The 23223-nt window shown below is 69.7% G+C and carries 22 protein-coding genes; 10 read left to right on the forward strand and 12 right to left on the reverse strand.

Annotation, left to right across the window (positions count from 1 at the left end; all coding sequences use genetic code 11):
- Nucleotides 1-93: 93 nt before the first annotated feature.
- Nucleotides 94-825, forward strand: a complete 732-nt coding sequence (locus OP79_RS23725) for a 3'-5' exonuclease (RefSeq protein WP_033322614.1) — start codon at nucleotides 94-96, stop codon at nucleotides 823-825.
- Nucleotides 826-966: 141 nt separating this feature from the next.
- Here OP79_RS23725 and OP79_RS23730 read toward each other — a convergent pair whose 3' ends face one another.
- Both OP79_RS23730 and OP79_RS23735 read right to left on the reverse strand, forming a co-directional pair.
- On the reverse strand, nucleotides 967-2781 hold the full coding sequence (locus OP79_RS23730) for a serine/threonine-protein kinase (RefSeq protein WP_033322616.1): 1815 nt from the start codon (nucleotides 2779-2781) through the stop codon (nucleotides 967-969).
- A gap of 88 nt (nucleotides 2782-2869) precedes the next feature.
- Nucleotides 2870-3898: a DMT family transporter gene (locus OP79_RS23735; protein ID WP_051744867.1), complete on the reverse strand. Its 1029-nt coding sequence runs from the start codon at nucleotides 3896-3898 to the stop codon at nucleotides 2870-2872.
- 80 nt (nucleotides 3899-3978) lie between these two features.
- On the opposite strand from OP79_RS23735, the gene OP79_RS23740 reads away from it, so the two are divergent.
- On the forward strand, nucleotides 3979-4884 hold the full coding sequence (locus OP79_RS23740; protein WP_033322617.1) for a LysR family transcriptional regulator: 906 nt from the start codon (nucleotides 3979-3981) through the stop codon (nucleotides 4882-4884).
- 14 nt (nucleotides 4885-4898) lie between these two features.
- Here the strand turns inward: OP79_RS23740 and OP79_RS23745 are convergent, their stop codons facing one another.
- Nucleotides 4899-5753, reverse strand: a complete 855-nt coding sequence (locus OP79_RS23745; protein ID WP_033322618.1) for a phosphotransferase enzyme family protein — start codon at nucleotides 5751-5753, stop codon at nucleotides 4899-4901.
- Nucleotides 5754-5953: 200 nt separating this feature from the next.
- Here OP79_RS23745 and mgt point away from each other — a divergent pair, with 200 nt between their 5' ends.
- Nucleotides 5954-7189, forward strand: coding sequence for a macrolide-inactivating glycosyltransferase (gene mgt, locus OP79_RS23750; protein WP_033322620.1), 1236 nt, complete (start codon nucleotides 5954-5956; stop codon nucleotides 7187-7189).
- Here the strand turns inward: mgt and OP79_RS23755 are convergent.
- Nucleotides 7161-7706, reverse strand: coding sequence for a DUF1697 domain-containing protein (locus OP79_RS23755; RefSeq protein WP_033322621.1), 546 nt, complete (start codon nucleotides 7704-7706; stop codon nucleotides 7161-7163). The genes mgt and OP79_RS23755 overlap by 29 nt on opposite strands.
- Nucleotides 7707-7793: 87 nt before the next feature.
- On the reverse strand, nucleotides 7794-9002 hold the full coding sequence (locus OP79_RS23760) for a S8 family peptidase (protein ID WP_033322622.1): 1209 nt from the start codon (nucleotides 9000-9002) through the stop codon (nucleotides 7794-7796).
- Nucleotides 9003-9418: 416 nt separating this feature from the next.
- Here OP79_RS23760 and OP79_RS23765 point away from each other — a divergent pair, with 416 nt between their 5' ends.
- The 5 genes from OP79_RS23765 to OP79_RS23785 all read left to right on the forward strand — a co-directional run bounded on the left by OP79_RS23765 (nucleotide 9419) and on the right by OP79_RS23785 (nucleotide 15517).
- On the forward strand, nucleotides 9419-11692 hold the full coding sequence (locus OP79_RS23765) for an MMPL family transporter (RefSeq protein ID WP_033322623.1): 2274 nt from the start codon (nucleotides 9419-9421) through the stop codon (nucleotides 11690-11692).
- Nucleotides 11693-11862: 170 nt separating this feature from the next.
- On the forward strand, nucleotides 11863-13053 hold the full coding sequence (locus tag OP79_RS23770; protein WP_051744868.1) for a helix-turn-helix domain-containing protein: 1191 nt from the start codon (nucleotides 11863-11865) through the stop codon (nucleotides 13051-13053).
- Nucleotides 13050-13592 (forward strand): PIN domain-containing protein, encoded by a 543-nt coding sequence (locus tag OP79_RS23775; protein WP_033322624.1) that lies wholly within the window; start codon nucleotides 13050-13052, stop codon nucleotides 13590-13592. The genes OP79_RS23770 and OP79_RS23775 overlap by 4 nt, the downstream gene beginning before the upstream one ends.
- A gap of 141 nt (nucleotides 13593-13733) precedes the next feature.
- The gene (locus tag OP79_RS23780) at nucleotides 13734-14054 is read left to right on the forward strand and encodes an AAA family ATPase (RefSeq protein ID WP_245685430.1); all 321 of its coding nucleotides are present in this window, start codon (nucleotides 13734-13736) and stop codon (nucleotides 14052-14054) included.
- Nucleotides 14055-14113: 59 nt separating this feature from the next.
- Nucleotides 14114-15517: a PIN-like domain-containing protein gene (locus OP79_RS23785; RefSeq protein ID WP_033322626.1), complete on the forward strand. Its 1404-nt coding sequence runs from the start codon at nucleotides 14114-14116 to the stop codon at nucleotides 15515-15517.
- A 158-nt stretch (nucleotides 15518-15675) separates the two neighbouring features.
- Here the strand turns inward: OP79_RS23785 and OP79_RS23790 are convergent, their stop codons facing one another.
- From OP79_RS23790 to OP79_RS23800, 3 genes are read right to left on the reverse strand one after another with little or no spacing between them, the layout of a single operon-like run.
- On the reverse strand, nucleotides 15676-16965 hold the full coding sequence (locus OP79_RS23790; protein ID WP_033322627.1) for an ABC transporter substrate-binding protein: 1290 nt from the start codon (nucleotides 16963-16965) through the stop codon (nucleotides 15676-15678).
- Nucleotides 16965-17798 (reverse strand): carbohydrate ABC transporter permease, encoded by an 834-nt coding sequence (locus OP79_RS23795; protein ID WP_033322628.1) that lies wholly within the window; start codon nucleotides 17796-17798, stop codon nucleotides 16965-16967. Before OP79_RS23795 ends, OP79_RS23790 begins: the two co-directional genes overlap by 1 nt.
- Nucleotides 17795-18724 carry a carbohydrate ABC transporter permease gene (locus OP79_RS23800; protein WP_033322630.1) on the reverse strand — a complete coding sequence of 310 codons (930 nt, stop codon included), beginning with the start codon at nucleotides 18722-18724 and terminating at the stop codon, nucleotides 17795-17797. Before OP79_RS23800 ends, OP79_RS23795 begins: the two co-directional genes overlap by 4 nt.
- Before the next feature lie 221 nt (nucleotides 18725-18945).
- On the opposite strand from OP79_RS23800, the gene OP79_RS23805 reads away from it, so the two are divergent.
- Both OP79_RS23805 and OP79_RS23810 read left to right on the forward strand, forming a co-directional pair.
- Nucleotides 18946-19176: a hypothetical protein gene (locus tag OP79_RS23805; protein WP_033322631.1), complete on the forward strand. Its 231-nt coding sequence runs from the start codon at nucleotides 18946-18948 to the stop codon at nucleotides 19174-19176.
- 3 nt (nucleotides 19177-19179) lie between these two features.
- Nucleotides 19180-20202 (forward strand): ketopantoate reductase family protein, encoded by a 1023-nt coding sequence (locus tag OP79_RS23810; protein WP_033322632.1) that lies wholly within the window; start codon nucleotides 19180-19182, stop codon nucleotides 20200-20202.
- A gap of 72 nt (nucleotides 20203-20274) precedes the next feature.
- On the opposite strand, the gene OP79_RS23815 is transcribed toward OP79_RS23810, so the two are convergent.
- From OP79_RS23815 to OP79_RS23830, 4 genes are all read right to left on the reverse strand, one after another.
- Complete coding sequence (locus OP79_RS23815; protein WP_033322634.1) at nucleotides 20275-21084, reverse strand: sirohydrochlorin chelatase; 810 nt, start codon at nucleotides 21082-21084, stop codon at nucleotides 20275-20277.
- 20 nt (nucleotides 21085-21104) lie between these two features.
- The gene (locus OP79_RS23820) at nucleotides 21105-22019 is read right to left on the reverse strand and encodes an ABC transporter permease (protein WP_033322636.1); all 915 of its coding nucleotides are present in this window, start codon (nucleotides 22017-22019) and stop codon (nucleotides 21105-21107) included.
- Nucleotides 22006-22794, reverse strand: coding sequence for an ABC transporter ATP-binding protein (locus OP79_RS23825; protein WP_033322638.1), 789 nt, complete (start codon nucleotides 22792-22794; stop codon nucleotides 22006-22008). Before OP79_RS23825 ends, OP79_RS23820 begins: the two co-directional genes overlap by 14 nt.
- Nucleotides 22795-22835: 41 nt before the next feature.
- On the reverse strand, nucleotides 22836-23223 hold a 388-nt coding region (locus OP79_RS23830), incomplete at its 5' end, for a sulfate ABC transporter substrate-binding protein (protein WP_033322640.1).

Consider the following 23223-nt stretch of genomic DNA (forward strand, 5'->3'; position numbering starts at 1 on the left):
CAGCGGTAAGCGGAACGCGGTCCTCTGATTGTCAGTGGCGCATGGGATCGTGGAGCTCACTGGGGGAACGCACCACGAAGAAGGGGGCCCGGCATGGGCTGGCACGGCGAGCTGCTGATCGGCTTCGACCTGGAGACGACCGGGACGGATCCGCGCGAGGCGCGCATCGTCACGGGAGCGGTGATCGAGGTCAGGGGCGGAGAGCCGATAGGGCACCGCGAGTGGCTGGCCGATCCGGGAGTCGAGATCCCGGCGGACGCGGTGGCGGTACACGGCATCAGCAACGAACGGGCGGCCGCGGAGGGCCGCCCGGCCGACGAAGTGGCCGACGCCATCGCCTCGGTACTCGTCTCGTACTGGAAGACGGGCGTACCGGTCGTGGCGTACAACGCGGCCTTCGACCTGACCCTGCTCTCCGCCGAACTGCGCCGCCACGACCTGCCGTCACTGCGCGAGCGGCTCGACGGCCGGGCCCCGGCGCCGGTCATCGACCCCTACACCATCGACCGCTCCGTGGACCGCTACCGCCGCGGCAAGCGCAACCTCGAAGCGGTCTGTGCGGAGTACGGAGTCGCACTGGACTCCGCCCACGACGCCTCGGCGGACGCCCTGGCCGCGGCCCGCCTCGCCCGCGCCATAGCCGGCCGCCACCCCAAGGTCGCGGCCCTCGGCCCGGCGGAGCTGCACCGTCGCCAGATCGAGTGGTACGCCGAGTGGGCGGCCGACTTCCAGAGCTTCCTGCGCCGCAAGGGGGACGCGACGGCGGTGGTCGACGGGATATGGCCGCTGCGGGATCTGGCGGACGTGACGGACGAACGGGTCTGAGGGCGCGCCGACCGGTCGATCGCAAGGCCACGCACGGGACGCGGTGACACCGCAGCCCCGGCGTGGCCGTCATGCCCGGCGTCGGCTGTCTCGGCTGTCGCCGCCGCTGCGGCGGCGCGACGGGTCACGGGATCGGGGACGTCACTCCGTGCTGCGCAGCGCGACCCAGGTCTCGCGGCCCACGACGCCGTCGGCGGCCAGTTCCTTGCCGCTCTGGAAGCTTCGCACCGCGGACTCCGTGCCGGGGCCGAAGTCGCCGTCCACGCCGGTGTTCCCCACGCTGTATCCGCGCTTCGTCAGCATGCACTGCACCTGCCGCACGCGTTTGCCGCTGTCCCCCGGGCGTGTGCGGCCGTTGCCGGAGTAGTGCGTGCAGTCGGAGATCCAGGGTGGAGTTGCGGGCTCGGGAGGCGGGCTGCTCGGGGACGGAGTGGCGTCAGTGGGGGCGCTGGTCTCGGTGCCGGGAGCAGGCGGATCGTTTCGCCGGACGTCGTCGGCGGTGCCGGAGACCTCAGGACGCGAGGCGTCGACGCCGCCGACGCCGTTGGCACCGTTGCCGGACGCGCCGTTGCCGGGCGCATCCGGGGCAGACGTCCCCTCCGAGACCTCCGGCACCGGCGAGACGCCGGCATCGCCGGGCACGGTGCCGACGGCGGTCGGCGCACCGGCTTCCGGAGCCGAAGCACTTGTGTCGGTGTCCGGACGAGTGAGCATGAAGACCCCGGCGGCCACCGCGCAGAGGGTGATGCCCGCGGCGACGGCCAGCACCGGCTTTCTCCGTACCCAAGGACGAGCCCTCACCGGGCGTGACTGCCCCGTGGACTGCCCCGGCGGTGTGACGTCGGAAGGAGCTGCCGCCTGTACCGATGGTCCGGAACCGGGCGGAGCGGGCTGGGGCTGGGGCACCGGCTCGGAAGGGATCTGCGGCCCCGCCACCGGCCGGTCGCCCGAGGACCGCAGACGAGTCGTCTGTTCGACGGGGAGGCGGTGCAGCGCCTCGTACGCCCGCTGCCGGGCCAGCACTTTGCCGCGCAGCGGCTCGGGCCAGGTCGACGTCCCGGAGTGCGCCCCGGCCGCCGCGTCGATCAGGTCCTGCGGGGCGGGCCGCATCGCAGGTTCCTTCGCCAGACAGTCGGACAGCAGCGAACCGAGCGCCGCGTCCGCCGCCGAGACCTTGGCCATCAGCTCCGAATTCGGCTCCTCGAACGCCACCCGGTGCATCACATCCACACCCGTGCCGTCACCGAACGGACCACGCCCCGTCGTCGCGTAGATCAGCGTTCCGGCCAGCGAAAAGACATCCGACGCGGTGTCGCACAGGCCCGTCCGCAGGTGCTCCGGCGACATGTAGGCCGGAGTTCCCACCCGGTTGCCCGTGCCGGTGATCGCGCTCGCGTCCGCGGCCTTCGAAAGGCCGAAGTCGATCACATGTGCGCCCTGGACGGACAGCAGAACGTTGGACGGCTTCAGGTCCCGGTGCACGATCCCCGTGGCGGCGAGGTCGGAAAGCGCCTGCCCCAGTTCCTTCACCAGACGCCAGACCGTGGCCGTCTCCAGGGCGCCGTCCTCGCGTATGGCATCGGCCAGATCGAGTCCCGGGACGTACTCGGTGGCTATCCACAGCAGTTCGTCCTGGAAGCCCGTACCGCATAACCGCGGCGTGCGCGGCGTACGGACCCGGGCGTGCACCGACGCCTCATGCTTGAACCGGCGCCGGAACTGCGCGTCCTCCGCGTACTCCGGCCTGATCACCTTCACCGCGACCAGGCCCGGGCCGTCGTCCGCGGGACGAGCCAGATAGACCCGCCCCATGCCACCGCTGCCGAGCGTCCCCAGCGGCACATAGGGGCCGACACGGCCCGGGTCGCCGGGTCGCAGGGGTGCGGCACCGGTTTCCCGCAGTGCGGCAGCCTCGTTCGTCGGTGAGTCCGGTGGCGCCGGCCGCTGTTGTGACACGTACCCCCCGAAGTGCTTTCATGCGTACGTCAGTTCGCCCCATTGGGATGACGAGGCTAACCTCCGCCCGGACCTGCGGTCAGCCTTTTCAACCACTTCTGTCACGCGGGCCACCAGGGATGGCTTGTTCTGATGCTCGGCTTCGGTGTGCCGGGCCAGGCGGACATGCGGGGGGGTCCTCTTCGATGTGGTGCGGGATCTTCGGGTCTTTTGCGCGTGGCGCGGTGCCGCGATGGGCGCGTTCCACGGCCTGCCCCCAGTACGTGCCGGTGACCATCAGGGCCGCTCCCAGCGCGGTGAGCACGGTGAAGTGCTCGCCCGCGAGGCCGATGCCGACCGCGGCGGCCCAGATCGGTTCGGTGCCGAGCAGGAGGCTGGCCCGGCTGGCCGAGGTGCGCTGCACGGCCCAGGTCTGCGCGAGGAACGCGAACACGCTGCAGAACAGGGCGAGATAGAGCAGCTGCGCCCAGGCCGCGAGGCCGACGTGCGCCAGGTCCGGAAGGTCGCGGGCGGCGGGCGCCAGGAACAGGGCCGAGCCGACCAGGGTCTGAACCGCCGTCAGCTGCAGCGGACGTATCGTCCGGCCCGCGGTGAGCCGTCCGACGAGGACCACGTGCGCCGCCCGCACCACCGCGGCGCCGAGCATCAGCAGGTCACCGAGGCGGAGTGCGTGAAACCCGTTGCCGGCCATGAGGAGCCCGACGGCCAGCACGCACAACCCGGCGGCGACGAAGAAGACCGGAGGCAGACCGCCACGGTGACCCGAGCGGTCCAGGAGAGGGGTGAGCACGATGGTCAGGCTGATGATCAACCCCGCGTTGGCGGCGCTCGTGTGGGCGACGCCGTATGTCTCGATCAGCAGGACGGCCGCCTGTGTGACTCCCAGCGGCACACCGGCCCGGATCTCCTCACGGGTCCACCCACGGGTCCGCCCATGGGGTCCTCGACGGGCGGCGGCGACCAGGCCGAGGCAGGCGAGCGCGGACAGCGCGTACCGCGCGAACAGCACCACCAGGACCGGGAGCGCGGCAGCTGCTGTCTGGGCGGAGAGATAACTCGAGCCCCAGACGAGCGCGACAAGGAGAAGTACCGCATCGGTACGGCGGGCATCAGGCACGCGCCCACCTTGCCTTTCCCGCTCCATGAAGCCCAGGGCCACCTTCTTAAGCAACCCTTTAGCATCCCTACACTGAGGCAATGGACGAACGGCAGCTGAGGATCCTGCGGGAGCTCGGGGAACTGGGCAGCGTCACCGCCGTCGCCGAGGCGCTGCTGGTGACGCCCTCGGCGATCTCGCAGCAACTGCGGCTGCTGCAACGCGCGATGCCCGTCCCGCTCACCGAGCGGCAGGGGCGACGGCTGGTCCTCACCGACGCCGGGCAGGCCCTGGCCGACGCGGCGATCGAGGTGGAGACGGCACTGGAGCGGGCGCGGCACACCGTCGCCGAGTTCGTCGACCGGCCGGACGGCGAGGTGTCGGTGGCGGCCTTCCACAGCGCGGGCTCGGCGTTCTTCCCCCTGCTGCTGCGTGGCCTCACCGTACCCGGCAGGCCCCAACTGGCCCTCGCCGACGAGGACGTCCCGCAGACCGACTTCCCGCCGCTGACCAGGCAGTACGACCTCGTACTCGCCCACCGCCTCGAGCACGCGCCCTCGTGGCCGCGTACGGTGACCGCGACCACGCTGCTGCGCGAACCGCTCGACGTGGCCATGCCCGCCGATCACCCGCTGGCCGTGAAGCGGCGGCTCGTGCCGCGCGATGTGGCGGACCAGCCGTGGATCACCGTGCACGACGGCTTCCCGCTCATGGCCACCATCGAGGCCATCGCCACCGCCGCGGGCCAAAGGCTCCATCTCGCCCACCGCATCAACGAGTTCGCCGTCGTCGCCGAGGCAGTCGCCGCAGGCGGAGGTCTCGCCCTGATGCCCCGCTGGACCACGCGCCCGCATCCCGAGCTGGTCCTCAAGCCACTCAGCGGCGTACGGGCCCGGCGCCACATCGACGCCCTCTACCGCCCCGAACGCACGGCACGGAAAGCCGTCCGCACGGTCCTGACCGAGCTGCACCGTGCCGCCGACACGATCCGACGGCAGGACCGCTGAACCTCAGCCGGCCCTCAGAACGGATACCACCGCACGGTCGTGTCCCCCTCCCGCAGCGAAGCCACCCGCCGCTCGAACTCCTCCCGTGCCTTCGGGTTGCTCGGCGCGTGCTGGGCCACCCAGGCACAGCTGGCCGTCTCACGTGCCCCGCGCAGTACGTCGCAGCCGTCCCACTCGCGCACGTCCCAGCCGTAGGCGGCCGTGAAGGAGTCGTACGCCTCGGCCGGCAGCCCGTAGCGGTCGCGGGACAGGGCCATGACCACCAGGTCGTGCTCGCGCAGGTCGGCGGAGAAGGTCTCCAGGTCGACCAGGACGGGGCCGTCCGGGCCGACGTGGACGTTGCGCGGCAGCGCGTCGCCGTGGATCGGGCCCGGCGGCAGCTGCGGGGTGAGCGCGGCGGCGGCCGTCGTGAAGCCGTCGCGGCGCTCGCGCAGATACGCGGCGTCCGCCGGGTCGATCGCGTCGCCCGCGAGCCGCAGCCAGCGCTCGACGCCGCCCAGCAGCTCGCGGCGCGGCAGGTCGAAGGCGGGGGTGGGCAGGGCGTGCACCCTTTGCAGCAGTTCGGCCAGATCGCGGGGCTCGGCGGGGCGTACGGGGTCGGGCAGCCGGTGCCACACCGTCACCGGGTGGCCGGCCACGAGCCGCGCCTCGGGCTCGGCGGCCCGCACCGCGGGGACGCCCGCCGACGCGAGCCAGAGTGCGACGGCCAGCTCCCGCCGCGCCCGGTCGAGGAGTTCGGCGTCGCGCCCCACCTTGACGACCAGGTCACCGGCGGCGAACACGGCGTTCTCGCCCAGCGCGAGCAGCTCCGCACCGCCCCGCCCGAGCCCCGCCTCGGCGAGCACGTCCCGCGCCCGTGCCTCGTCCATCACTCGCCTCCCATGGCTGCCCAGTCCGGCATCAGACACGTACGCGGCGTGTGCTCGCGTACGACGTCGAGATCGCGCCATACGCCGCCCAGTGTCGCATTCGGCCAGGTGGGAGCCCTCACCCGGATCCCGCCACCGGACAGGAGGGGAGTCCGAAAACGGATTGCACGAGACGTATCGTCTCTCGTAGCGTCTCCGTCATGACCACACCCCGCCCCGCCCACATCGCCATGTTCTCCATCGCCGCTCACGGGCACGTGAATCCGAGCCTCGAGGTGATCCGGGAGCTCGTGGCCCGCGGGCACCGCGTGACGTACGCGATCCCGCCCGCCTTGGCCGAGAAGGTCGCCGAGGCCGGCGCCGAGCCGAAGCTGTGGAACTCGACGCTGCCCACCGACGACGACCCGGACGCGTGGGGGACCAAGCTGATCGACCACGTCGAGCCGTTCCTCAGCGACGCCCTCCAGGCGGAGCCGCAGCTCGCAGCCGCGTACGAGGGGGACGAGCCGGACCTGGTGCTGTACGACATCACGGCCTACCCGGCCCGTACCCTGGCCCACCGCTGGGGCGTACCGATCGTGCAGTTCTCACCGAACCTCGTGGCCTGGGAGGGGTACGAGGAGGAGGTCGGCAAGCCGATGTTCGAGCCGCTCAAGCAGACACCGCGCGGCAAGGCCTTCTACGAGACCTTCGCGCGATGGATCGCCGACAGCGGTATGGAGCTCAGCGTCGAGGACTTCATGGGCCGCCCCGACCGCTGCCTGGTCCTCATCCCCGAGGCACTCCAGCCCAACGCCGACCGGGTCGACCGGAGTCGCTACACCTTCGTCGGAGCCTGCCAGGGCGACCGCTCGGGGCAGGGCGACTGGCAGCGCCCGGCCGACGCCGAGCGCGTACTGCTCGTATCCCTGGGATCGACTTTCACCAAGCAGCCCGCCTTCTACCGCGAGTGCGTCAAGGCCTTCGGCGACCTGCCGGGCTGGCACATGGTGCTCCAGATCGGCAAGCACGTCGATGCGGCCGAGCTCGGCACGATCCCCGCCAACGTGGAAGTACGGGACTGGGTCCCGCAGTTGGCGATCCTGAAGCAGGCCGACGCCTTCATCACGCACGCGGGCGCGGGCGGCAGCCAGGAGGGTCTGGCCACCGGGACGCCGATGGTCTGCGTACCCCAGGCCGTCGACCAGTTCGGGAACGCAGACATGCTCCAGGCACTCGGCGTCGCCCGCCACGTACCGACGGAGGAGGCGACCGCTGAGACCCTGCGCGAGGCCGTACTTGCCGTGGCCGGGGACCCGGAGGTGGCGCGACGGCTCAAAGAAATCCAGGAGCAGATGGCGGCCGAGGGCGGTACGCAGCGGGCGGCGGACCTGATCGAGGCGGAGCTCGCGGCAGTTCAGGGGACCCCTAAGTCCGGGTCAGCTCCGCGAGCTTGACCACGGTGTTCCAGTTGCGGCTGGTGGCGATCACGCCCTTCACCAGCCGCGGCTTCGACAGGGCCTCGGCCAGCTTGGAGCGGCCGAGGCCATCGGGCGCGTACAGGTAGAGGCAGCGGTCGCCGAGGCGGAACTCCTCGGGGAGGAAGGCCTGTTGGTCGATGGGCGCGAACCGTTCCGGGGCGACCGGCACGGAGAAGTACGTGATATGCAGCTGCTTGGGCTGGAGTTCGGCGGCCGGGAACGGGCAGGCCCCCAGCACCGCCTGGAGGTACGCGTGGTCGCGGACCAGGACGTCGACGGTGAAGCCGAAGTGCTTCTCGATGGCCGCGGTGATGTCGGCAGCGAGAGTGCCCTCGTCGCCGCCGTCCGCGGTGAAGATCGCGTTGCCGCTCTGGAGGTAGGTGCTCACCCCGCCGAGACCGAGTCCCTCGAGCAGCGTGCGCAGTTCGGCCATCGGGACCTTCTTGCTGCCGCCCACGTTGATCCCGCGCAACAGCGCCGCATACGTCGTCATCCGCTCACAATAGGTCCGCACACGACAAAGCGGCCGCCGTGCCCCGTGGGGGCGAGCACGACGGCCGCGGTCGGTGACGTTACTCGCTTATTCGACGATCTTCAGGAGCTTGTTCGGCGTGCCCGGGGACGCGTTGGAGATCGTGTCCGCGGTCGCGCCGTCGGTGAGCGCCTGGGTGACCGCCGCCGGGTCGGCGTCGGGGTGGCCGGCCAGGTAGACGGCGGCGGCGCCCGCTACGTGCGGGGTCGCCATGGACGTACCGGAGATGGTGTTGGTGGCGTCGTCGCCGGTGTTCCAGGCGGAGGTGATCTCCGAGCCGGGGGCGTAGAGGTCCACGACGGAGCCGAAGTTGGAGAAGTCCGACTGCTGGTCGTCCTCGGTGGAGGAGGCGACCGTGATGGCCTCGGGGACCCGGGCCGGTGAGCCCTGGCTCGCGTCGGCCGACTCGTTGCCCGCCGCGACGGCGAAGGTGACGCCGGACGCGATGGCCTTCTGTACGGCCGCGTCGAGGGCTTCGTCGACCCCGCCGCCGAGGCTCATGTTGGCGACGGACGGGCCCTCGTGGTTGGCGGTGACCCAGTCGATGCCCGCGACGACCTGCTCGGTGGTGCCGGAGCCCTGGTCGTCGAGTACGCGGACGCCGACGATCTTCGCCTTCTTCGCGACGCCGTGCGCCTCGCCCGCGATGGTGCCCGCCACGTGCGTGCCGTGGCCGTTGCCGTCCTGCGCGGTGTTGTCGTTGTCGACCGCGTCGAAGCCGTCCGCGGCACGGCCGCCGAAGTCGCTGTGGCTGACGCGGACTCCGGTGTCGATGACGTACGCGGTGACGCCCTCACCGGCGCTGTCGGGGTAGTTGTAGGCGCCGTCGCCCGCGGTCTCGGTCTGGTCGATGCGGTCCAGGCCCCAGGAGGGCGGGTTGGACTGGGTGGCGTCGATGTGGAACTTCTTGTTCTGGACCACCTTGGCGACCGACGGATCGGCGGCCAGCCGCTTGGCCTCGGCCTGCGAAAGGCCGGACGCCGAGAAGCCGTTGACGGCCGAGGCGTACGTGCGCTTCAGGGAACCGCCGTACTCCTGGGCGAGATCCTTCTTGGCGCCCTTGGTGGCCTTCTCGTCGAGCAGCACGATGTAGCTGCCGGAAACGGCGCCCTTGGCGTCGAGGCCGTAGACCTTGCCCTCGGCCGGAGTCGCGGCGCCGGCGGTGGTCCCGGCGAAGACGGTCACGCCCACCGCGGTGGCGGTGGCGGCTATGGCCGCGGTCAGCTTGATTCTGCGGGCACGCTGGTTTTTTGCCATGAAGAGGGGTCTCCTCGTGGTTTCTGTGGGGGGATTCGTGGGGGGTAACTCGCCGCCGGGCACCGAAAGTTACCCGGCGGTTGGCACGAAACCCTGACTGATTGACGCGCGCAGATCAACACCTACATACACCTGTGACACATTCAACAAGTGTTCGCAATAACAAAGCGGTTGAGGGGCGACAGATCGGACGGAGCGTCCGACGGGCCGGACATCATGACTGCGACCCTCGGACACTCCCTTTACGTGTAGGGGCCACCTCCTCCCCAGTGGGGAGGTCACGGGGGCCAAGGGGAGGACTCGGGCCTCCGTCACTTCACCGGGCAGTACGACGAGATGCCCTTATCCGGCCCATACCTTCAAAGCGAGGGAGGCGGCAGGGGGCCGTCAACCCGAGACAAGGGGGCAAGCCCGTCATGGGGAACGGAGACACACGGGTGCGGGGCATAGCCGCCCGGGCCGGCGGCTGGAGTGCCCGGCACCGCTGGGCGGCCGTCGGGATCTGGATGCTGTTCGTCGTCCTGACGATGGGGCTCGGCTCCGCGGCGGGCACGGTCGAGGTCAAGGACAGCGAGCAGATCAGCGGCGAGACCAGCCAGGCGGCGACCATCGCCGAAGAGGCGGGCATCGACGAGCCGGCCGGGGAGACCGTGCTCGTCCAGGCCAAGGACTCCGGCATGAAGGCGACGGACGCGGACTTCCGCGCCGCCGTCACGGCCGTGATGCAGGCGGTCGAGAAGACCGGCGAAGTGACGGCCGTGACCTCGCCGTACGACACGGACACCATCTCCAAGGACGGCCGCAGCGTACTCGTGCAGTTCGACATGCGCGGCGAGGCGGACACCGCGGGCGAGCGGGTGGAGCCCGTACTCGACGCCGTCGAAGAGGTGCAGAAGGACCATGAGTCGCTGACGATCGAGCAGATCGGCAGCGCCAGCATGATGAAGACGTTCGACGACGCGTTCGGCGAGGACTTCCAGCAGGCGGAGTACTCCGCCGTGCCCGTGGCGCTCGGCATCCTGCTGGTCGCGTTCGGCGCGGTGGTGGCGGCGCTGGTGCCGGTGGCCCTCGCGATCACCGCGATCATCGCGACGATGGGTCTGATGGGCATCGTCAGCCATGTGATGCCCATGAGTGACACCGCCAGCTCCGTGATGCTGCTGGTGGGCCTCGCGGTCGGCGTCGACTACTGCCTGTTCTACCTGCGGCGCGAGCGCGAGGAGCGGGCGGCCGGGCACGACCCGCAGACCGCGCTCCAGATCGCGGCGGCGACCAGTGGCCGCGCCATCGTCGTCTCCGGTGTCACGGTGTGCGTGGCGATGGCGGGCATGCTGTTCACCGGGATCGCCGAGTTCGAGGGGATGGGCCTGGCCTCACTGATGGTCGTGGCGGTCGCCATGGTCGGTTCGGTGACGGTGCTGCCCGCACTGCTCTCGCTGCTCGGTGAGCGGGTGGAGAAGGGGCGGATCCCGTTCCTGCACCCGGACAAGCGGCGCAAGCGCAAGGACGGTTCGGCGAGCGCCGAGAGCCGTTTCTGGAAGAGCGTGCTGCGGGTGGTGCTGGCGAAGCCCGCGATCTCGCTGGTCGTGGCGGCCGGCGCACTGCTGGCCATCGCGGCTCCCGCGCTCGGCATGAAGACCCAGAACCTCACCCTGGACCAGGAGTTCGGCGACTCGCTGCCCATCGTGGCGACGTACGACCGGGTCAACGAGGCCTTCCCGGGCGGTTCCGATCCGGCCGAGGTGGTCGTCAAGGCCGACGACATCAACTCGCCGGAGGTGAAGTCCGCGATCGCCGACTTCCGTGCCCAGGCGGTGGAATCGGGTGCCTCACGCGGCCCGGTCGACGTCAAGGTGCACGACGCGCAGAACATCGCCTTCGTGTACGTACCGCTGGTGGGCGGCTCGGACCTGGACAAGGCCGAGAAGAGCCTTGAGACCATCCGCGACGAGGTACGCCCGGCGACGCTCGGCAAGGTCGACGGTCTCGAGGCGCCGGTCACCGGTCAGGTCGCGGGCTCGAAGGACTTCAACGACCAGCTCGCCGGCGCGGTGGCCCCGGTCTTCGCCTTCGTCGTGGTCTTCGCCTTCCTGCTGATGCTGCTGTCGTTCCGCTCGGTGACGATCGCGATCACCGCGATCGTCCTCAACCTCCTTTCGGTGGGGGCGGCTTACGGCATCCTCGTCGGCGTCTTCCAGCACGGCTGGGGTGCCTCGCTGGTGGGCGCGGAGGGTGTGGGCGCCATCATCACCTGGCTGCCGCTGTTCCTCTTCGTGATCCTCTTCGGCCTGTCCATGGACTACCACGTGTTCGTGGTCTCCCGGATCCGTGAGGCGCGGCTGAGGGGCCTCGACACGAAGGACGCCGTCCAGCACGGTGTCGTCACCACGGCCGGTGTCGTCACCAGCGCCGCCGTCATCATGGTCGCCGTCTTCGCGATCTTCGGCACGCTGTCCATGCAGTCCATGAAGCAGATGGGCGTGGGCCTCGCGGCGGCGGTCCTCATCGACGCGACGATCATCCGCGGCGTCCTGCTCCCCGCGGCGATGGCCCTCCTCGGCGAACGCAACTGGTACTTCCCGAAGTGGCTCGACCGCCTCCCGGACCTCACCCACGACGAGTCCCCGCAGGGCCCGGTGTCCGCGCCGCCTCCGCCGCCGGCGGTGGAGGGGGAGAAGGTGGGGGTTTGATCTTCTCGCGGTAGTTCGGTACGTGGCGCGGTAGTTCAGTACGTGGCCGGGGTGTGCGCATCCCGGCCACGTTGCTGTGCGCGGGCACAGGCCGTTGCGCACGCCATTGCGCGGGTCGACGCTTTGGCCAGTGCGTTGCGATTTTCGCAAGCTGCGGTTACTGTGGGTGCATGAACGAGACTGTGATCGACCGTGTGCGCAGGGTCATGGAAGCAGCCTCGACGAGTCAGGCAGCGTTCGCCGAGAAGGTGGGGCTCACCCCCGACAAGTTGTCGAAGTCGCTGGCCGGGGTGCGCCGCTTCACCTCGCTCGATCTCGCACTGATCGCCGAGGTCGGCGGCCGCACGGTGGACTGGCTGCTCACGGGGCGCGAGCCGCTGCGTCCGTCGTTCGCGGCGCGTACGATCGCCGGGTCGGCTCCCCGGCGGGACCGCGTGAGTGATACCGCAAGCCGGTTCACCGAGGCGTATGAGGTGCTGGAGCTGTTGGGGAGACCGCCGGAGCTGCCGCCGCTGCCCTCCGTGCGCTCCGATCTCAACCGCTTTGTGGACCAGGGGAAACAGCTCGCTCAGGATGCCGTCGGTGTCCTGACGGCGGCGGACGAATGCCGGACCGTGGCCGGTCTCGAGACCGATGTGCTGATCACGGAATGCGCCCAACTGTTCGGCGTGGACGTCGCGGTGACACGACTGCCCGACGCTGTGGACGGGCTCACCTGGCAGACGGACGCCTTCCGGCTCATCCTCGTCGGGCCCACGGAGACCTGGACCCGGCAGAGGTTCACGCTGGCTCACGAACTCGGCCACATCCTGGCCCGCGACGCCCAGGACCTCGTCGTCGAATCCCATGTGGCACCCGGCCGGCAGAAGGACCTGACAGAGGTACGAGCCAACGTCTTCGCCTCGAACCTCCTGATGCCCGCGCCGGAAGTCCGGCACCAGTTCCGGCAGTTGGCCGACCAGCACAGCAAGCTCACGGATGAGGCCTTCGCCAAGCTGGTCGTCGCGTTCAAAGTCTCGCCCAGCGCGCTGGCCGCACGCTTGAGCCAACTCGGCCTGATCGACCCGGAGTCGGCGCTGTACTTCCGCCGACTGACGACGGAGATCTGCCACCTGCTGGCGGGCGCGACGGACGCCTTCCAGAGGCAGCTCGCCTGGGCGGCGGCCGAGCGATTCCCCGTACGCCTCGTGGCATCCCTCTACCAGTGCTACGCCGACGGAGAGACCACACTCCGGCCTCTCGCCGCACTTCTGGGGATGAACGTGGACCAACTCCACGACCTCCTGGACCAGGCCGAGCCCGACCCACCTGAACCGGTCGCCGACGAAGCGGAAGAAGGGGACCTGGTCTTCCAGCCATGACAATCTGCTGGTTCCCGGACAACACGGTGCTGTGCAACTTCGCGGCCGTCGACCGCCTGCCCCTGCTGGAGAAACTGCTCGACGGCCGCGGCCGCTGGACCGAGGCCGTGGCCCATGAAGCGAAACAGTCCACCGTCTACCTCCCCCGCTTACGGGACATCGTGGCGGCCGGCATGCTCGGCGAGCCGATCGCCATCACGGACGTCCGGGAAATCGCCGAGGTCGACCGTGTGCGCCGAGCCGTCTTCGGCGGTGCGGCCTCGGCACCGACCAAACACCTCGGCGAGGCCGAGACCTGCGTACTGATCATCATGCGTCGCGAGTTCCACGACTCGGTGTGGATCACCGACGATCGGTCGGCCGGCGCTTTCGCGCGGCGAAAGGGCATCACCACGAAGGAGACCTTCGACCTCATGAACGAGGCCGTCGTCGGTGGGCTGGTCAGTGCCGTGGACGGTCACGAGCTGCTGGGCCGGATGGTGGCTGCCGGGCGCCACTTGCACCGCGTGTCGACACGGCCGGAAGACCTGATGCGCTGAACGAAACTCGAAGGGTTGGCCATTTACCGGAGACGGACGGAGTTCTGTAGGCGAAAAAGTTCTGATGGGGCGTCACTCGCACAGCTAACATCACGATTGTCACTTGGGGCGCAATCGTCCCACCAGAACCATGCTTTCAGGATGACCGTGAAGATCAAGCGAGTGTGCATCGAGAACTTCTGCTGTCTGCACAAAGTGGATGTCTCTTTCGAGGAGATAATCTCCTTCATCGGCCCGACCGGTGTCGGCAAGTCCACCGTGCTGCGTGCGCTCGACTGGTTCTTCAACGGCGAAAAGTCCCTGGCTCTCGAGACGGACGACGTCCATTCCGCGGCCGAGGGCGGTCGCATCTCCGTGGAGGTGGAGTTCGACGGACTAACCGACCATGACCGCGACGCCCTGGGGCGGTACGCCCCCGAGGGCGCCGAGAGCGTCAGCATCTGGCGGACCTGGCAGGGCTGAGACAATGCCCCCACGGTCTGGTGATCGACAGGGACAGGCACGGGGAGCGGAGCACACGCATGCCGAACGACGCCCAGTCGGACCGCGCGCCCCTGGGGCGCGGAATCTTCGACTGTGACGGAGCCCATCGCAGCCCCCTCGCCGAGGACTACGAACGGCTCTTCCAGACGGGCATGGTCGTCCTCGACACCAACGTGCTCCTCAACCTCTACCGGTCCAACGAGCGCACCCGTCGCGACACCCTGGCCGTACTGGACAGGCTGCGTGACCGGTTGTGGGTCCCGCATCAGGTGCTGACCGAGTTCTGGCGCAACCGCGAGTCGAAGTCCGTACGCCACCACCACAGCACCAAGGCGAAGGAGACCTCCACCGCTCTAGACAGGGCGCGGCGGTCCGCGCAGGACGCCGTCGACCGGTGGGTGAAGGACGTACGCCTCAAGGAGGGCGAAGAGGTCACCGAGCGGATCGACGAGGGGCTGAAGGCCCTGGGCGAGGCGCTGGACAGATTGCGGGAGACCATCGACGGGCAGTCGCAGCGGGACGCGCTGGCGGGCACGGCGGAGACGCACACGGATCCCGTACTGACCGAACTGGAACCGCTGTTGGACGGGCGTATCGGTGAGCCGCTCAGCGCGGCGGATCACGACAAGGCCGTCCAGGAAGCACAGGAGCGGGCGACCCAGGAGACCCCGCCGGGGTACGAGGACTTCAAGAACAAGCCCCCGGAACAGGCCGCGGGCGACTACCTGCTCTGGGTGCAGTTACTCAGGGAGGCGAAGGACCGCGCGTGCGACGTCCTGTTGGTGACCGGGGACGTCAAGAAGGACTGGTGGCACACCAGGGACGGTGACATTCCGGCGCGTCCCAGATCCGAGCTGGTGGTGGAGCTGCGGGAGCACGCCGGCGTCCGCCTCTGCATGCTCACCCCCGCTGAACTGCTCACCCGGGCCGAGGAGTTGATTGAAGGCCTCCAGGTCGACGAGGACTCCGTCAGCGACCTGGAACAGTTGCGTGGAGGCGATCGCGGCGAAGACACCATCGAAGCCGCCTGGAGCGCGGAATCGCTGCGCGATTTCGTCGCAGAGCTGGGGAAGCGCTACCCCGCCCAAGCCAAAGTGATCGTCGCGGCCGCCGCGAACGGCGGTTCCGTGGACCGCGCCACGGTGTACAAGCTCGCTGGGTATCCCGGGGACCGGCAGCTCAAGGGGTTCACGCGGCCGGTCAGCACGGTGTCCAGGGAACTGGAAGACCTGGGGGTGCTGACCGGCGAGGAGCCCTTTCTGCTGCACACCATCTATGGCTCGGTGGAGGAACCTTCCTGGGCCACGGGCTTCCGCATCCCCGACGAGGCGGTTCTGCTGCTGCGTGAGATCTACGAAGGCGGAGCGCCCTGGCCGGACTCGCACTGGCACGTCCCTGAGGACGACGACCCCAAGGGGGCAGAGCACAGTGGCAGTCAGTAGTACGTTGCGTCCTCGCTCGACTTGAGCTGGTTCTTTCTCTGTGCGCGGTGGCCGGATCGCGTTCTTGCGTCACCTTGCCCCGCCTGTCACACAGAGACGGCGGGGCATGCGACGGGGAGGCGACATGGGCGAGTCGGATCGATGACCGTCGCCTTCCGTCACCTCTGATAGCGCTTGAGCACCAGGTTCCCGTCCTCCACCAGGCGCCCGCGCAGCTCGTCCAGGCCGATCGCCCCGCTGTAGTACTCCTGGAACGCAGGTGTCGCGATCTTGTCCTTCCACTCGGGATAGCCACGTACGGATTGCGCCGGGGCCGAGCGGAGGTGGGCGGCGAGGGCCGTTCCGGTGGCCCAGTCGTGCTCGGTCGTGTGCAGCGCCGGGTCCTTGAGGGCTTCGGTGCCTGTGGGCAGCATCCAGTCGCCGAGCGCGAGCCGGACCATGTTCTCGGGCCGCAGCAGGAAGTCGATGAACTCTGCGGCCTGCTCCTTGTGCGGGCTGTCCTCCGCGATGGACAGCGTCTGCGGACTCACTCCCTGGGCGAGCCCGTCGGCGCCGGCCGGTGCGGGCAGCACCTGCCAGTCGAAGCCCTTGGGTGCCTGCTGCACGATCTGCTGCCGGTACGAGAAGCCGAGCGGCACCATCGCGTATCTGCCGCCGAAGAAGCCGGGGAGTGTGTCGGAGCCGCTGCTGCCGAGTGTCGAACTCGACGCGCTGCCATCGGTGTTGACCTGGTCGTGGATGGTCTCTGGCACCACCTCGTCGGCCTCGTCGAAGCGGATCTTCACCTTGCCGTCCGTGCCTCGGTGGAACAGCTGCCCACCGGTCGACAGTGACAGGTTGAGCGTGGCCGAGACGGGCTCCTTGAGCGGCCAGGCCACGCCGTACTTGCCGTCCCCGTTGCTCAGTTCGTCGGTGATCTCCCTGAACTCGCCCCAGCTCCAAGGCCTTTCGGGCGTGGGAATGCGTACGCCGGACTCCTTGAGCCATGTGGCGTTGGCGATCAGGACTCGCGGCTCCTGGAGGAACGGCACCCCGTAGATCCCCTCCCCGAACGTCGCCGTCTCCCAACTGCGCTGCGGAATATCGGACTTGAGTCGCTCGGGGAGGAGGTCGGTCAGATCGGCGAGATACCCGCCGTACGCGAAGTCCGCGAGGTCGTCCGAGGCGTCATGGATGATGTCCGGCGCCTCGCCGCCCTCGAAGGAGGTGAGCAGCTGGTCGTGGACGCTCTCCCAAGTCCCCTGTACATATTCGACCTTGACGCCCGGATGGGTGGCGTTCCACTCCTTCACGAGCTCCTTGTTGGCGTCGACGGATTCCTGCTGCCAGGCGAGGGACTGGAAGCGGAGGGTGATGCGGCCGTCCTCCGAGCCGCTGTCGTCGCTGGTGCAGCCGCTGATCACCAGGCCCAGCACCACCGCCAATACCACGAGCGGTCTCCTGCGCATCAGCTCTTCACCGCCCCGGCGAGCATGCCGCCCGTGATCCGCTTCTGGATGATCGCGAAGACGACCAGTGACGGCAGGGTCGCGAGGAACGCGGCTGCCGCCAGTGGTCCGAGGTCCGCCACGCCCTCCGCGCCGAGGAAGTGCGTGAGGACGACCGGCAGGGTCTGTTTCTCCGGGGTCTTGAGAAGGATCAGCGCGAAGAAGAACTCGTTCCACGCGCTGATGAACGCGAACAGTGCCGTGGCCACGATGCCCGGCGCGAGCAGCGGCGCGGTGATCGAGACCAGGGTGCGTGCCTTTCCCGCGCCGTCCACCGCCGCGGCCTCCTCCAGCTCGGCCGGCACGGCCCGTACGTATCCGACGAGCATCCACAGCGCGAACGGCAGCGCCCAGACCACGTACACCATGATCAGACCCGGTACGGAGTTGATCAGCCGCAGGCTCTTCAGGACCAGGAACAGCGGGATGATCAGCAGGACGAACGGGAACGCCTGGCTGACCACGACCCAGCCGGTCGCGGCCTTCGCCAGCCGTGTGCGGTGCCGGGCCATGACGTACGCCATCGGGGTCGCGATCAGTACGGCGATCAGCGCCGCGCCTACGGCCGCGACCAGGGAGTTGAGCGCGGCGCCCAGCAGCGGCTGCTCGTCGAAGGCCTGCCGGAAGTTGGCGAGTGTGGGGTCCTTCGGGATCCAGGTGGGGTGCAGGCTCCCCAGTTCGCGCGCCGGCTTGAAGGCGGTGGAGATCAGCCAGAGGAAGGGGAAAGCGAGGAAGACGAGATACGCGAGGAGGGCGAGGTACTGGCCCGCACGGGCGCCTTTGCCGGTCTTCACGCGTCCGCACCTCCTTTCAGGCGGCCGACGAGAAAGACGGCGAGGAACACCGAGATCACCGCGACCAGCACGCAGCCCATCGCCGCTGCGTAGCCGAACTGGCCGTAGCGGAAAGCCTCTTCGTACGCGAACAGCATCGGCAGCCGGGTGCGTCCGCCCGGGCCGCCGCTGGTCAGGACGTACACCAGGGCGAATGAATTGAAGTTCCAGATGAAGTTGAGCGCGGTGATGGCGAGGGCGACCGGTCTGAGGGCGGGCCAGGTGACCGTGCGGAAGCGGCGCCAGGCGCCCGCGCCGTCCATCGCGGCCGCCTCATGGAGTTCGCGCGGGGTGTTCTGCAGGCCGGCAAGCAGAGCGACCGTCGTCTGGGGCATGCCCGCCCAGACGCCAACGACGATCACGGCGGGGAGGGCGGTGGCCAGGCCGCTCAGCCAGTCACGGCCTTGGCCCAGGCCCAGGTCGCGGATGGTCTCGTTGAGGATGCCCGCGTCCGCGTTGTAGACGAGCCGCCACATGATGCCCACGACCACCTCGGGCATCGCCCACGGGATGATCGCGAGGGCGCGCGCCAGCCAGCGCAGTCTCAAGTCCTGGTTGAGCAGAAGCGCGAGGCCGAGCGCGAGCAGGAACTGCGGGACGGTGACCCCGACCGCCCACAGCAGACCGATCCGGAACGAGTCCCAGAACAGCGTGTCGTGCAGCAGATCCTGGAAGTTGAGCGTCCCGATCCACTGCGTGGGCTCGGTCCGGCCGGACTGCGAGTCGGTGAAGGCCAGCGCGATCCCGTACAGCAGCGGTCCGACGCTGAGGATCAGGATCGGAATCAGCGCGGGTAGCACCAGGAACCAGGCGCCGTGGTCGACGGGCCGGCCCTTTTGCGGCGGACGGGGCTTCGCTGCCCGCTTCGTCGCGCTCGCCAATGTCACAGAATCGGCTCCTTTGGGCGGCTCGTGGGGGTCCGGCCGCCCCGGCGGCCCTGGTCATCGTGCTGGCGGACTGACGTGCCGTCAAGGCAGTGCGCAGGCCCTGGCCAGGGCTCCCACCTGGGCGAATGCGACACTGGGCGGCGTATGGCGTGATCTCGACGTCGTACGCGAGTACACGCCGCGTACGTGTCTGATCCGGACTGAGCAGCCATGGGAGGCGAGTGACGGACGAGGCACGGGCGCGGGACGTCCTCGCGGGGGCGGGACTCGGGCAGGGCGGCGCGGAGCTGCTCGCGCCGGGCCCGATCCACGGCGACGCGCTGCCGCGCAACGTCCACGTCGGCCCGGACGGCCCCGTCCTGTTCGGTACGTGGCCGGGGTGTGCGCATTCAGGCCACGTTGCTGTGTGCGGAATCTTGATGGCGGGTACACGCGGCTGTGGCAGGCTCTGATCCATGCGATACATCATCATCGGAGCGGGGGCGGTGGGCGGGGCGATCGGTGGTCGTCTTGCCGGGGCCGGGTGCGAGGTCGTGTTGGTTGCGCGGGGTGCGCAGTACGAGGCGCTGCGCGAGCGTGGGTTGCGGCTGGTGGTGCCCGATGGGCCGCACGTGCAGCGGTTGACCACGGTCGACGGGCCGTACGCCCTGGGGGAGTTGCGGGCGGACGACGTGCTCGTGCTCGCCGTCAAGACGCAGGACAGTGCGGCGGCCCTGGAGAGTTGGGCTCCGGTCGCAGTGGCGGGCGGAGGGACGGCAGGTGAGCGGCTGCCCCTGGTCTGCGCGCAGAACGGGGTGGAGAGCCAGCGGCTCGCGCTGCGCCGCTTCCGGCGCGTGTACGGCATGTGCGTCTGGCTGCCCGCGACCTTTGTCGAGCCGGGCGTCGTGTCCGCCGCCGGCACGCCGCTGACCGGCATTCTGCACCTCGGCCGCTACCCGTCCGGGACGGATGAGACGGCCCGCCGTATCGCCGCGGACCTGGAGAAGTCCCGGTTCGAGGCGCCGGTCGTGCCCGATGTGACGCGCTGGCAGTACGCCAAGCTCCTCGGCAACCTCGCGAACGCGATCGAGGCGGTCAGCGGCGTGCTCACCAACGAGGAGGGCATCGCGCTCTACGACCGCGTCCGCGCCGAGGGCGAGGCCGTGCTCGCCGCGGCGGGCATCGCGTACGCCGGTGACGAGGAGCAGAAGCAGGCCCGCGCGGACAAGATGCGGTTCGAGCCCTTCGACGGCTCCGAGCGTGGTGCCGGCTCCTCCTGGCAGTCGCTTCACCGCGGCACCGGCACGATCGAGGCCGACTACCTCAACGGCGAGATCGCCCTCCTGGGCCGCCTGCACGGCGTGCCGACCCCGCTCAACGAGCTGCTGCAACGCCTCGCGAACGACTTCGCGCGCGAGCGCAGGGCGGCGGGGTCGATGCCGGTGTCCGAGCTGGTGCGGCTGGCAGGTGAGGCGGTCGCGTCTGTTCAAGAGGACTGAGCGCCGTTTTTGCTCGGGCAGGGAAGCAGCCGCGGGTCGTCCAGGGAAGAAGCTGCGGGCGTCTGCGGCTGCTCAAGCGCCCAGCGCCGCCAGCACCGGCACCCGCGCCGCGTCGTACCGCTCCAGCAGCACCCGCGCCACCTCCGGCGCAGGCCCCAGCACATCCGCCAGTACGTCCGCCTCGGTCGCGCCCCGCGCGATCCGGTCCGGCAGGAAGCCGGGGGCGAGGACGTACGGGGCCACCGCCACGCGGGCGCAGCCCAGCGCACGCAGCTCGCGTACCGCGTCCTCCGTGCGGGGGAGGGACGCGGAGGCGAACGCAGGCCGCACGGCGCACCAACCGGTGTGCCGCCACTCCCGCGCGATTTCTGCGATCACTGCGATCGCCTCCGGGTCTGTGGACCCCGCCGAGGCCAGCACGACCCCGGTCGAGGACTTCATCCGGCCGACTTGGCTCCGCCAGGCGGCGTTTTCGGCCGGGGGTCCGGGGGTTGCCCCCCGGGACAATGCAGTGGCCGGGCTCAATCCGGCCTCGTACAGCCGCCGTTCGAGCGCGGCCGTCAGCAGCGGCGACGGGCCGAGCACCTCGGCCTGCCGGATCCGCAGCCGCGACGGTGCCTCCCGCAGCACCGCCGGGATGTCGGCCTTCGCGTGGAAGGCCCGGTTCAGGAGCAGGGGGAGTGCCACTACGTCCCGTACTCCCTCTGCTGCCAGCGACTCCAAGACCGCCGGGACGGAGGGGATGTTGAAGTCCAGGAAGCCGGTCTCCACGCGCAGGCCCGGCCGCATGGCGCGCACCCGGCGCACCAGGGCGTGCACCGTCGCGGCATGGCGCGGGTCGCGGCTGCCGTGGGCGATGACGAGTAGGACCGGTCGGCGCATGGGACGTGACACTCTCCGGGTCAGCGGTTCGGGAGGAGACCGCGGCTGCGCAGCACCGACCGCTCCAGCGGACTGAAGATCAGCAGGTCGATGGCGATACCGACGATCAGGATCAGGAGGATGGCGAAGAAGACCATGGACATGCTGTTCGCCGTACGGCCGTTCTCCAGCAACTGGCCGAGACCGATGCCCAGTTCCGGCGAGGACGCGATGATCTCCGCGGCCATCAGCGAGCGCCACGAGAACGCCCAGCCCTGCTTCAGACCGGCAAGATAGCCGGGCAGCGCGGCCGGCATCACGATGTGCCAGGTGCCGCGCAGGCCCGTCGCCCCGAGCGTACGGCCCGCCCGCAGGAACAGCGGCGGCACCTGGTCGACGCCCGACACCAGACCGTTGGCGATGGAGGGCACCGCGCCCAGCAGGATCACCGCGTACATCATCCGGTCGTTCAGGCCCAGCCACAGCACGGCCGGCGGCACCCAGGCCACCGACGGCAGCGACTGAAGGCCGGACAGGATCGGGCCGATCGCCGCCCGGACGAACTTCACGCGCGCCACCAGCAGACCCAGCGGCGTACCGATCGCCAGCGCCATCAGGAAGCCCAGCAGCCCGCGCGAGACGCTCGTCCAGATGTACTCGTGGAGCGTGCCCTGCAGCCAGGCGTCCCGGACCTCGCTCCAGACCTCGGACGGCGCGGGCAGCTTGTAGCTGTCGACGACCTTCGCCCACACCAGGATCTGCCAGACCACCAGGACCAGGAGTACGGCGACGACCGGCGGCAGGATCTTGTCGACGAGGGTCTTCCGGAAGGGCGTACGTCCGGTCTGGACCGTCTCCAGGGCGTCCAGGCCCGCTTCGAGCCCGGCGAGATCGTTGCCGTTCCCGGTGGCCTTGCCCCCGGTGGGTTTGGTGTCCGTCGCCTCAGTGCTGGCCATGACGGCGGATCTCCCCACGCAGTTGTTCGGTGATCTCTACGGACAGCTCCGCCACATCGGCGTCCTCGATACGGCGCGGCTGCGGAATGTCGACCGTCCACTCCCGTGCGATACGGCCGGGGCGCGAGGACAGCAGCACCACGCGCTCGGCGAGTCGTACCGCCTCGCGCACGTTGTGCGTCACGAACAGCACCGACAGGTTCGTCTCGCGCCAGATGCGGGTCAGCTCGTCGTGCAGCACGTCCCGGGTGATGGCGTCGAGGGCCGCGAACGGCTCGTCCATCAGCAGGAGTTTGCTGTCCTGCGCGAGTGCGCGGGCCAGCGCGACCCGCTGCCGCATACCGCCCGACAGCTCGTGCACCCGCTTGCCGTACGCGCCCTTCAGCCGGACCAGCTCCAGCAGCTCCTCGGCCTTGTCGCGCCGCTCGGACTTCGCGATGCCCCGCAGTTTCAGGGCGAGTTCGATGTTCTTGCCCGCGGTCAGCCACGGGAAGAGGGCGTGCTCCTGGAACATCAGCGCCGGGCGGCCGTCCGTGGTGATGCCGCCGGCGGACGGCTTGTCCAGGCCCGCCACCAGGTTCAGCAGCGTCGACTTGCCGCACCCGGAGGCTCCCAGGAGGGTGACGAACTCGCCGGGCGCGACATCGAGCGTGATGTCGTCGAGGACGAGCTGTTGTCCGGCCGGGCCGGCGAAGGACTTCGAGACATGCTCGATGCGCGCGGCGTGCGCCACCGACGTACCGGCGTCGGCGGCCTTGGCGAGGGCGGTTGCCATGGTCGTCACCTCCTGGGAACTCAACGGGATGGATTTCAGGCTTATTTGACGCCGAGACCGGCGTCGTCGACTTCGGGCTCGCCCTCGGCCTTGAGGACCTTGTTCAGTGGCGCGAGGTCGTAGATGCCCTTGAGGTCGGGCTTCTCGAGCAGACCCGCGTCGACCGCGTGCCGCGCCTCGGCACCGAGGGTGGCGGCCAGCGGATCGTCGGTGAACCGGATCGACTTCCAGGCCGGATCGAGCACCTCGGCCGGCAACGGCTTGGCGGTCAGCTCCTCGAGCTTGGCGTTGGCGGCGGCCTTCGCCTCGTCCGGGTGAGTGTTGATCCACGCGTTGGTCTTCACCGAGCCGCGCAGTACGGCCTCGACGACGTCCGGGTGCTCCTTGAGGAACTTCTGCGACACGATGATGTTCGTGATCACGAACTTC

Origin of the sequence: Streptomyces yerevanensis, from assembly GCF_000716805.1 — a bacterium.
GTDB classification, from domain to species: domain Bacteria; phylum Actinomycetota; class Actinomycetes; order Streptomycetales; family Streptomycetaceae; genus Streptomyces; species Streptomyces flaveus.

Excerpts from the sequence above, each read along its gene's own strand:
- OP79_RS23725 (WP_033322614.1), top strand. The coding sequence starts at position 94 with ATGGGCTGGCACGGCGAGCTGCTGATCGGCTTCGACCTGGAGACGACC.
- OP79_RS23740 (WP_033322617.1), top strand. The coding sequence starts at position 3,979 with ATGGACGAACGGCAGCTGAGGATCCTGCGGGAGCTCGGGGAACTGGGC.
- OP79_RS23745 (WP_033322618.1), bottom strand. The coding sequence starts at position 5,753 with ATGGACGAGGCACGGGCGCGGGACGTGCTCGCCGAGGCGGGGCTCGGG.
- mgt (WP_033322620.1), top strand. The coding sequence starts at position 5,954 with ATGACCACACCCCGCCCCGCCCACATCGCCATGTTCTCCATCGCCGCT.
- OP79_RS23755 (WP_033322621.1), bottom strand. The coding sequence starts at position 7,706 with ATGACGACGTATGCGGCGCTGTTGCGCGGGATCAACGTGGGCGGCAGC.
- OP79_RS23760 (WP_033322622.1), bottom strand. The coding sequence starts at position 9,002 with ATGGCAAAAAACCAGCGTGCCCGCAGAATCAAGCTGACCGCGGCCATA.
- OP79_RS23765 (WP_033322623.1), top strand. The coding sequence starts at position 9,419 with ATGGGGAACGGAGACACACGGGTGCGGGGCATAGCCGCCCGGGCCGGC.
- OP79_RS23770 (WP_051744868.1), top strand. The coding sequence starts at position 11,863 with ATGAACGAGACTGTGATCGACCGTGTGCGCAGGGTCATGGAAGCAGCC.
- OP79_RS23775 (WP_033322624.1), top strand. The coding sequence starts at position 13,050 with ATGACAATCTGCTGGTTCCCGGACAACACGGTGCTGTGCAACTTCGCG.
- OP79_RS23780 (WP_245685430.1), top strand. The coding sequence starts at position 13,734 with ATGACCGTGAAGATCAAGCGAGTGTGCATCGAGAACTTCTGCTGTCTG.
- OP79_RS23785 (WP_033322626.1), top strand. The coding sequence starts at position 14,114 with ATGCCGAACGACGCCCAGTCGGACCGCGCGCCCCTGGGGCGCGGAATC.
- OP79_RS23790 (WP_033322627.1), bottom strand. The coding sequence starts at position 16,965 with ATGCGCAGGAGACCGCTCGTGGTATTGGCGGTGGTGCTGGGCCTGGTG.
- OP79_RS23810 (WP_033322632.1), top strand. The coding sequence starts at position 19,180 with ATGCGATACATCATCATCGGAGCGGGGGCGGTGGGCGGGGCGATCGGT.
- OP79_RS23815 (WP_033322634.1), bottom strand. The coding sequence starts at position 21,084 with ATGCGCCGACCGGTCCTACTCGTCATCGCCCACGGCAGCCGCGACCCG.
- OP79_RS23820 (WP_033322636.1), bottom strand. The coding sequence starts at position 22,019 with ATGGCCAGCACTGAGGCGACGGACACCAAACCCACCGGGGGCAAGGCC.
- OP79_RS23825 (WP_033322638.1), bottom strand. The coding sequence starts at position 22,794 with ATGGCAACCGCCCTCGCCAAGGCCGCCGACGCCGGTACGTCGGTGGCG.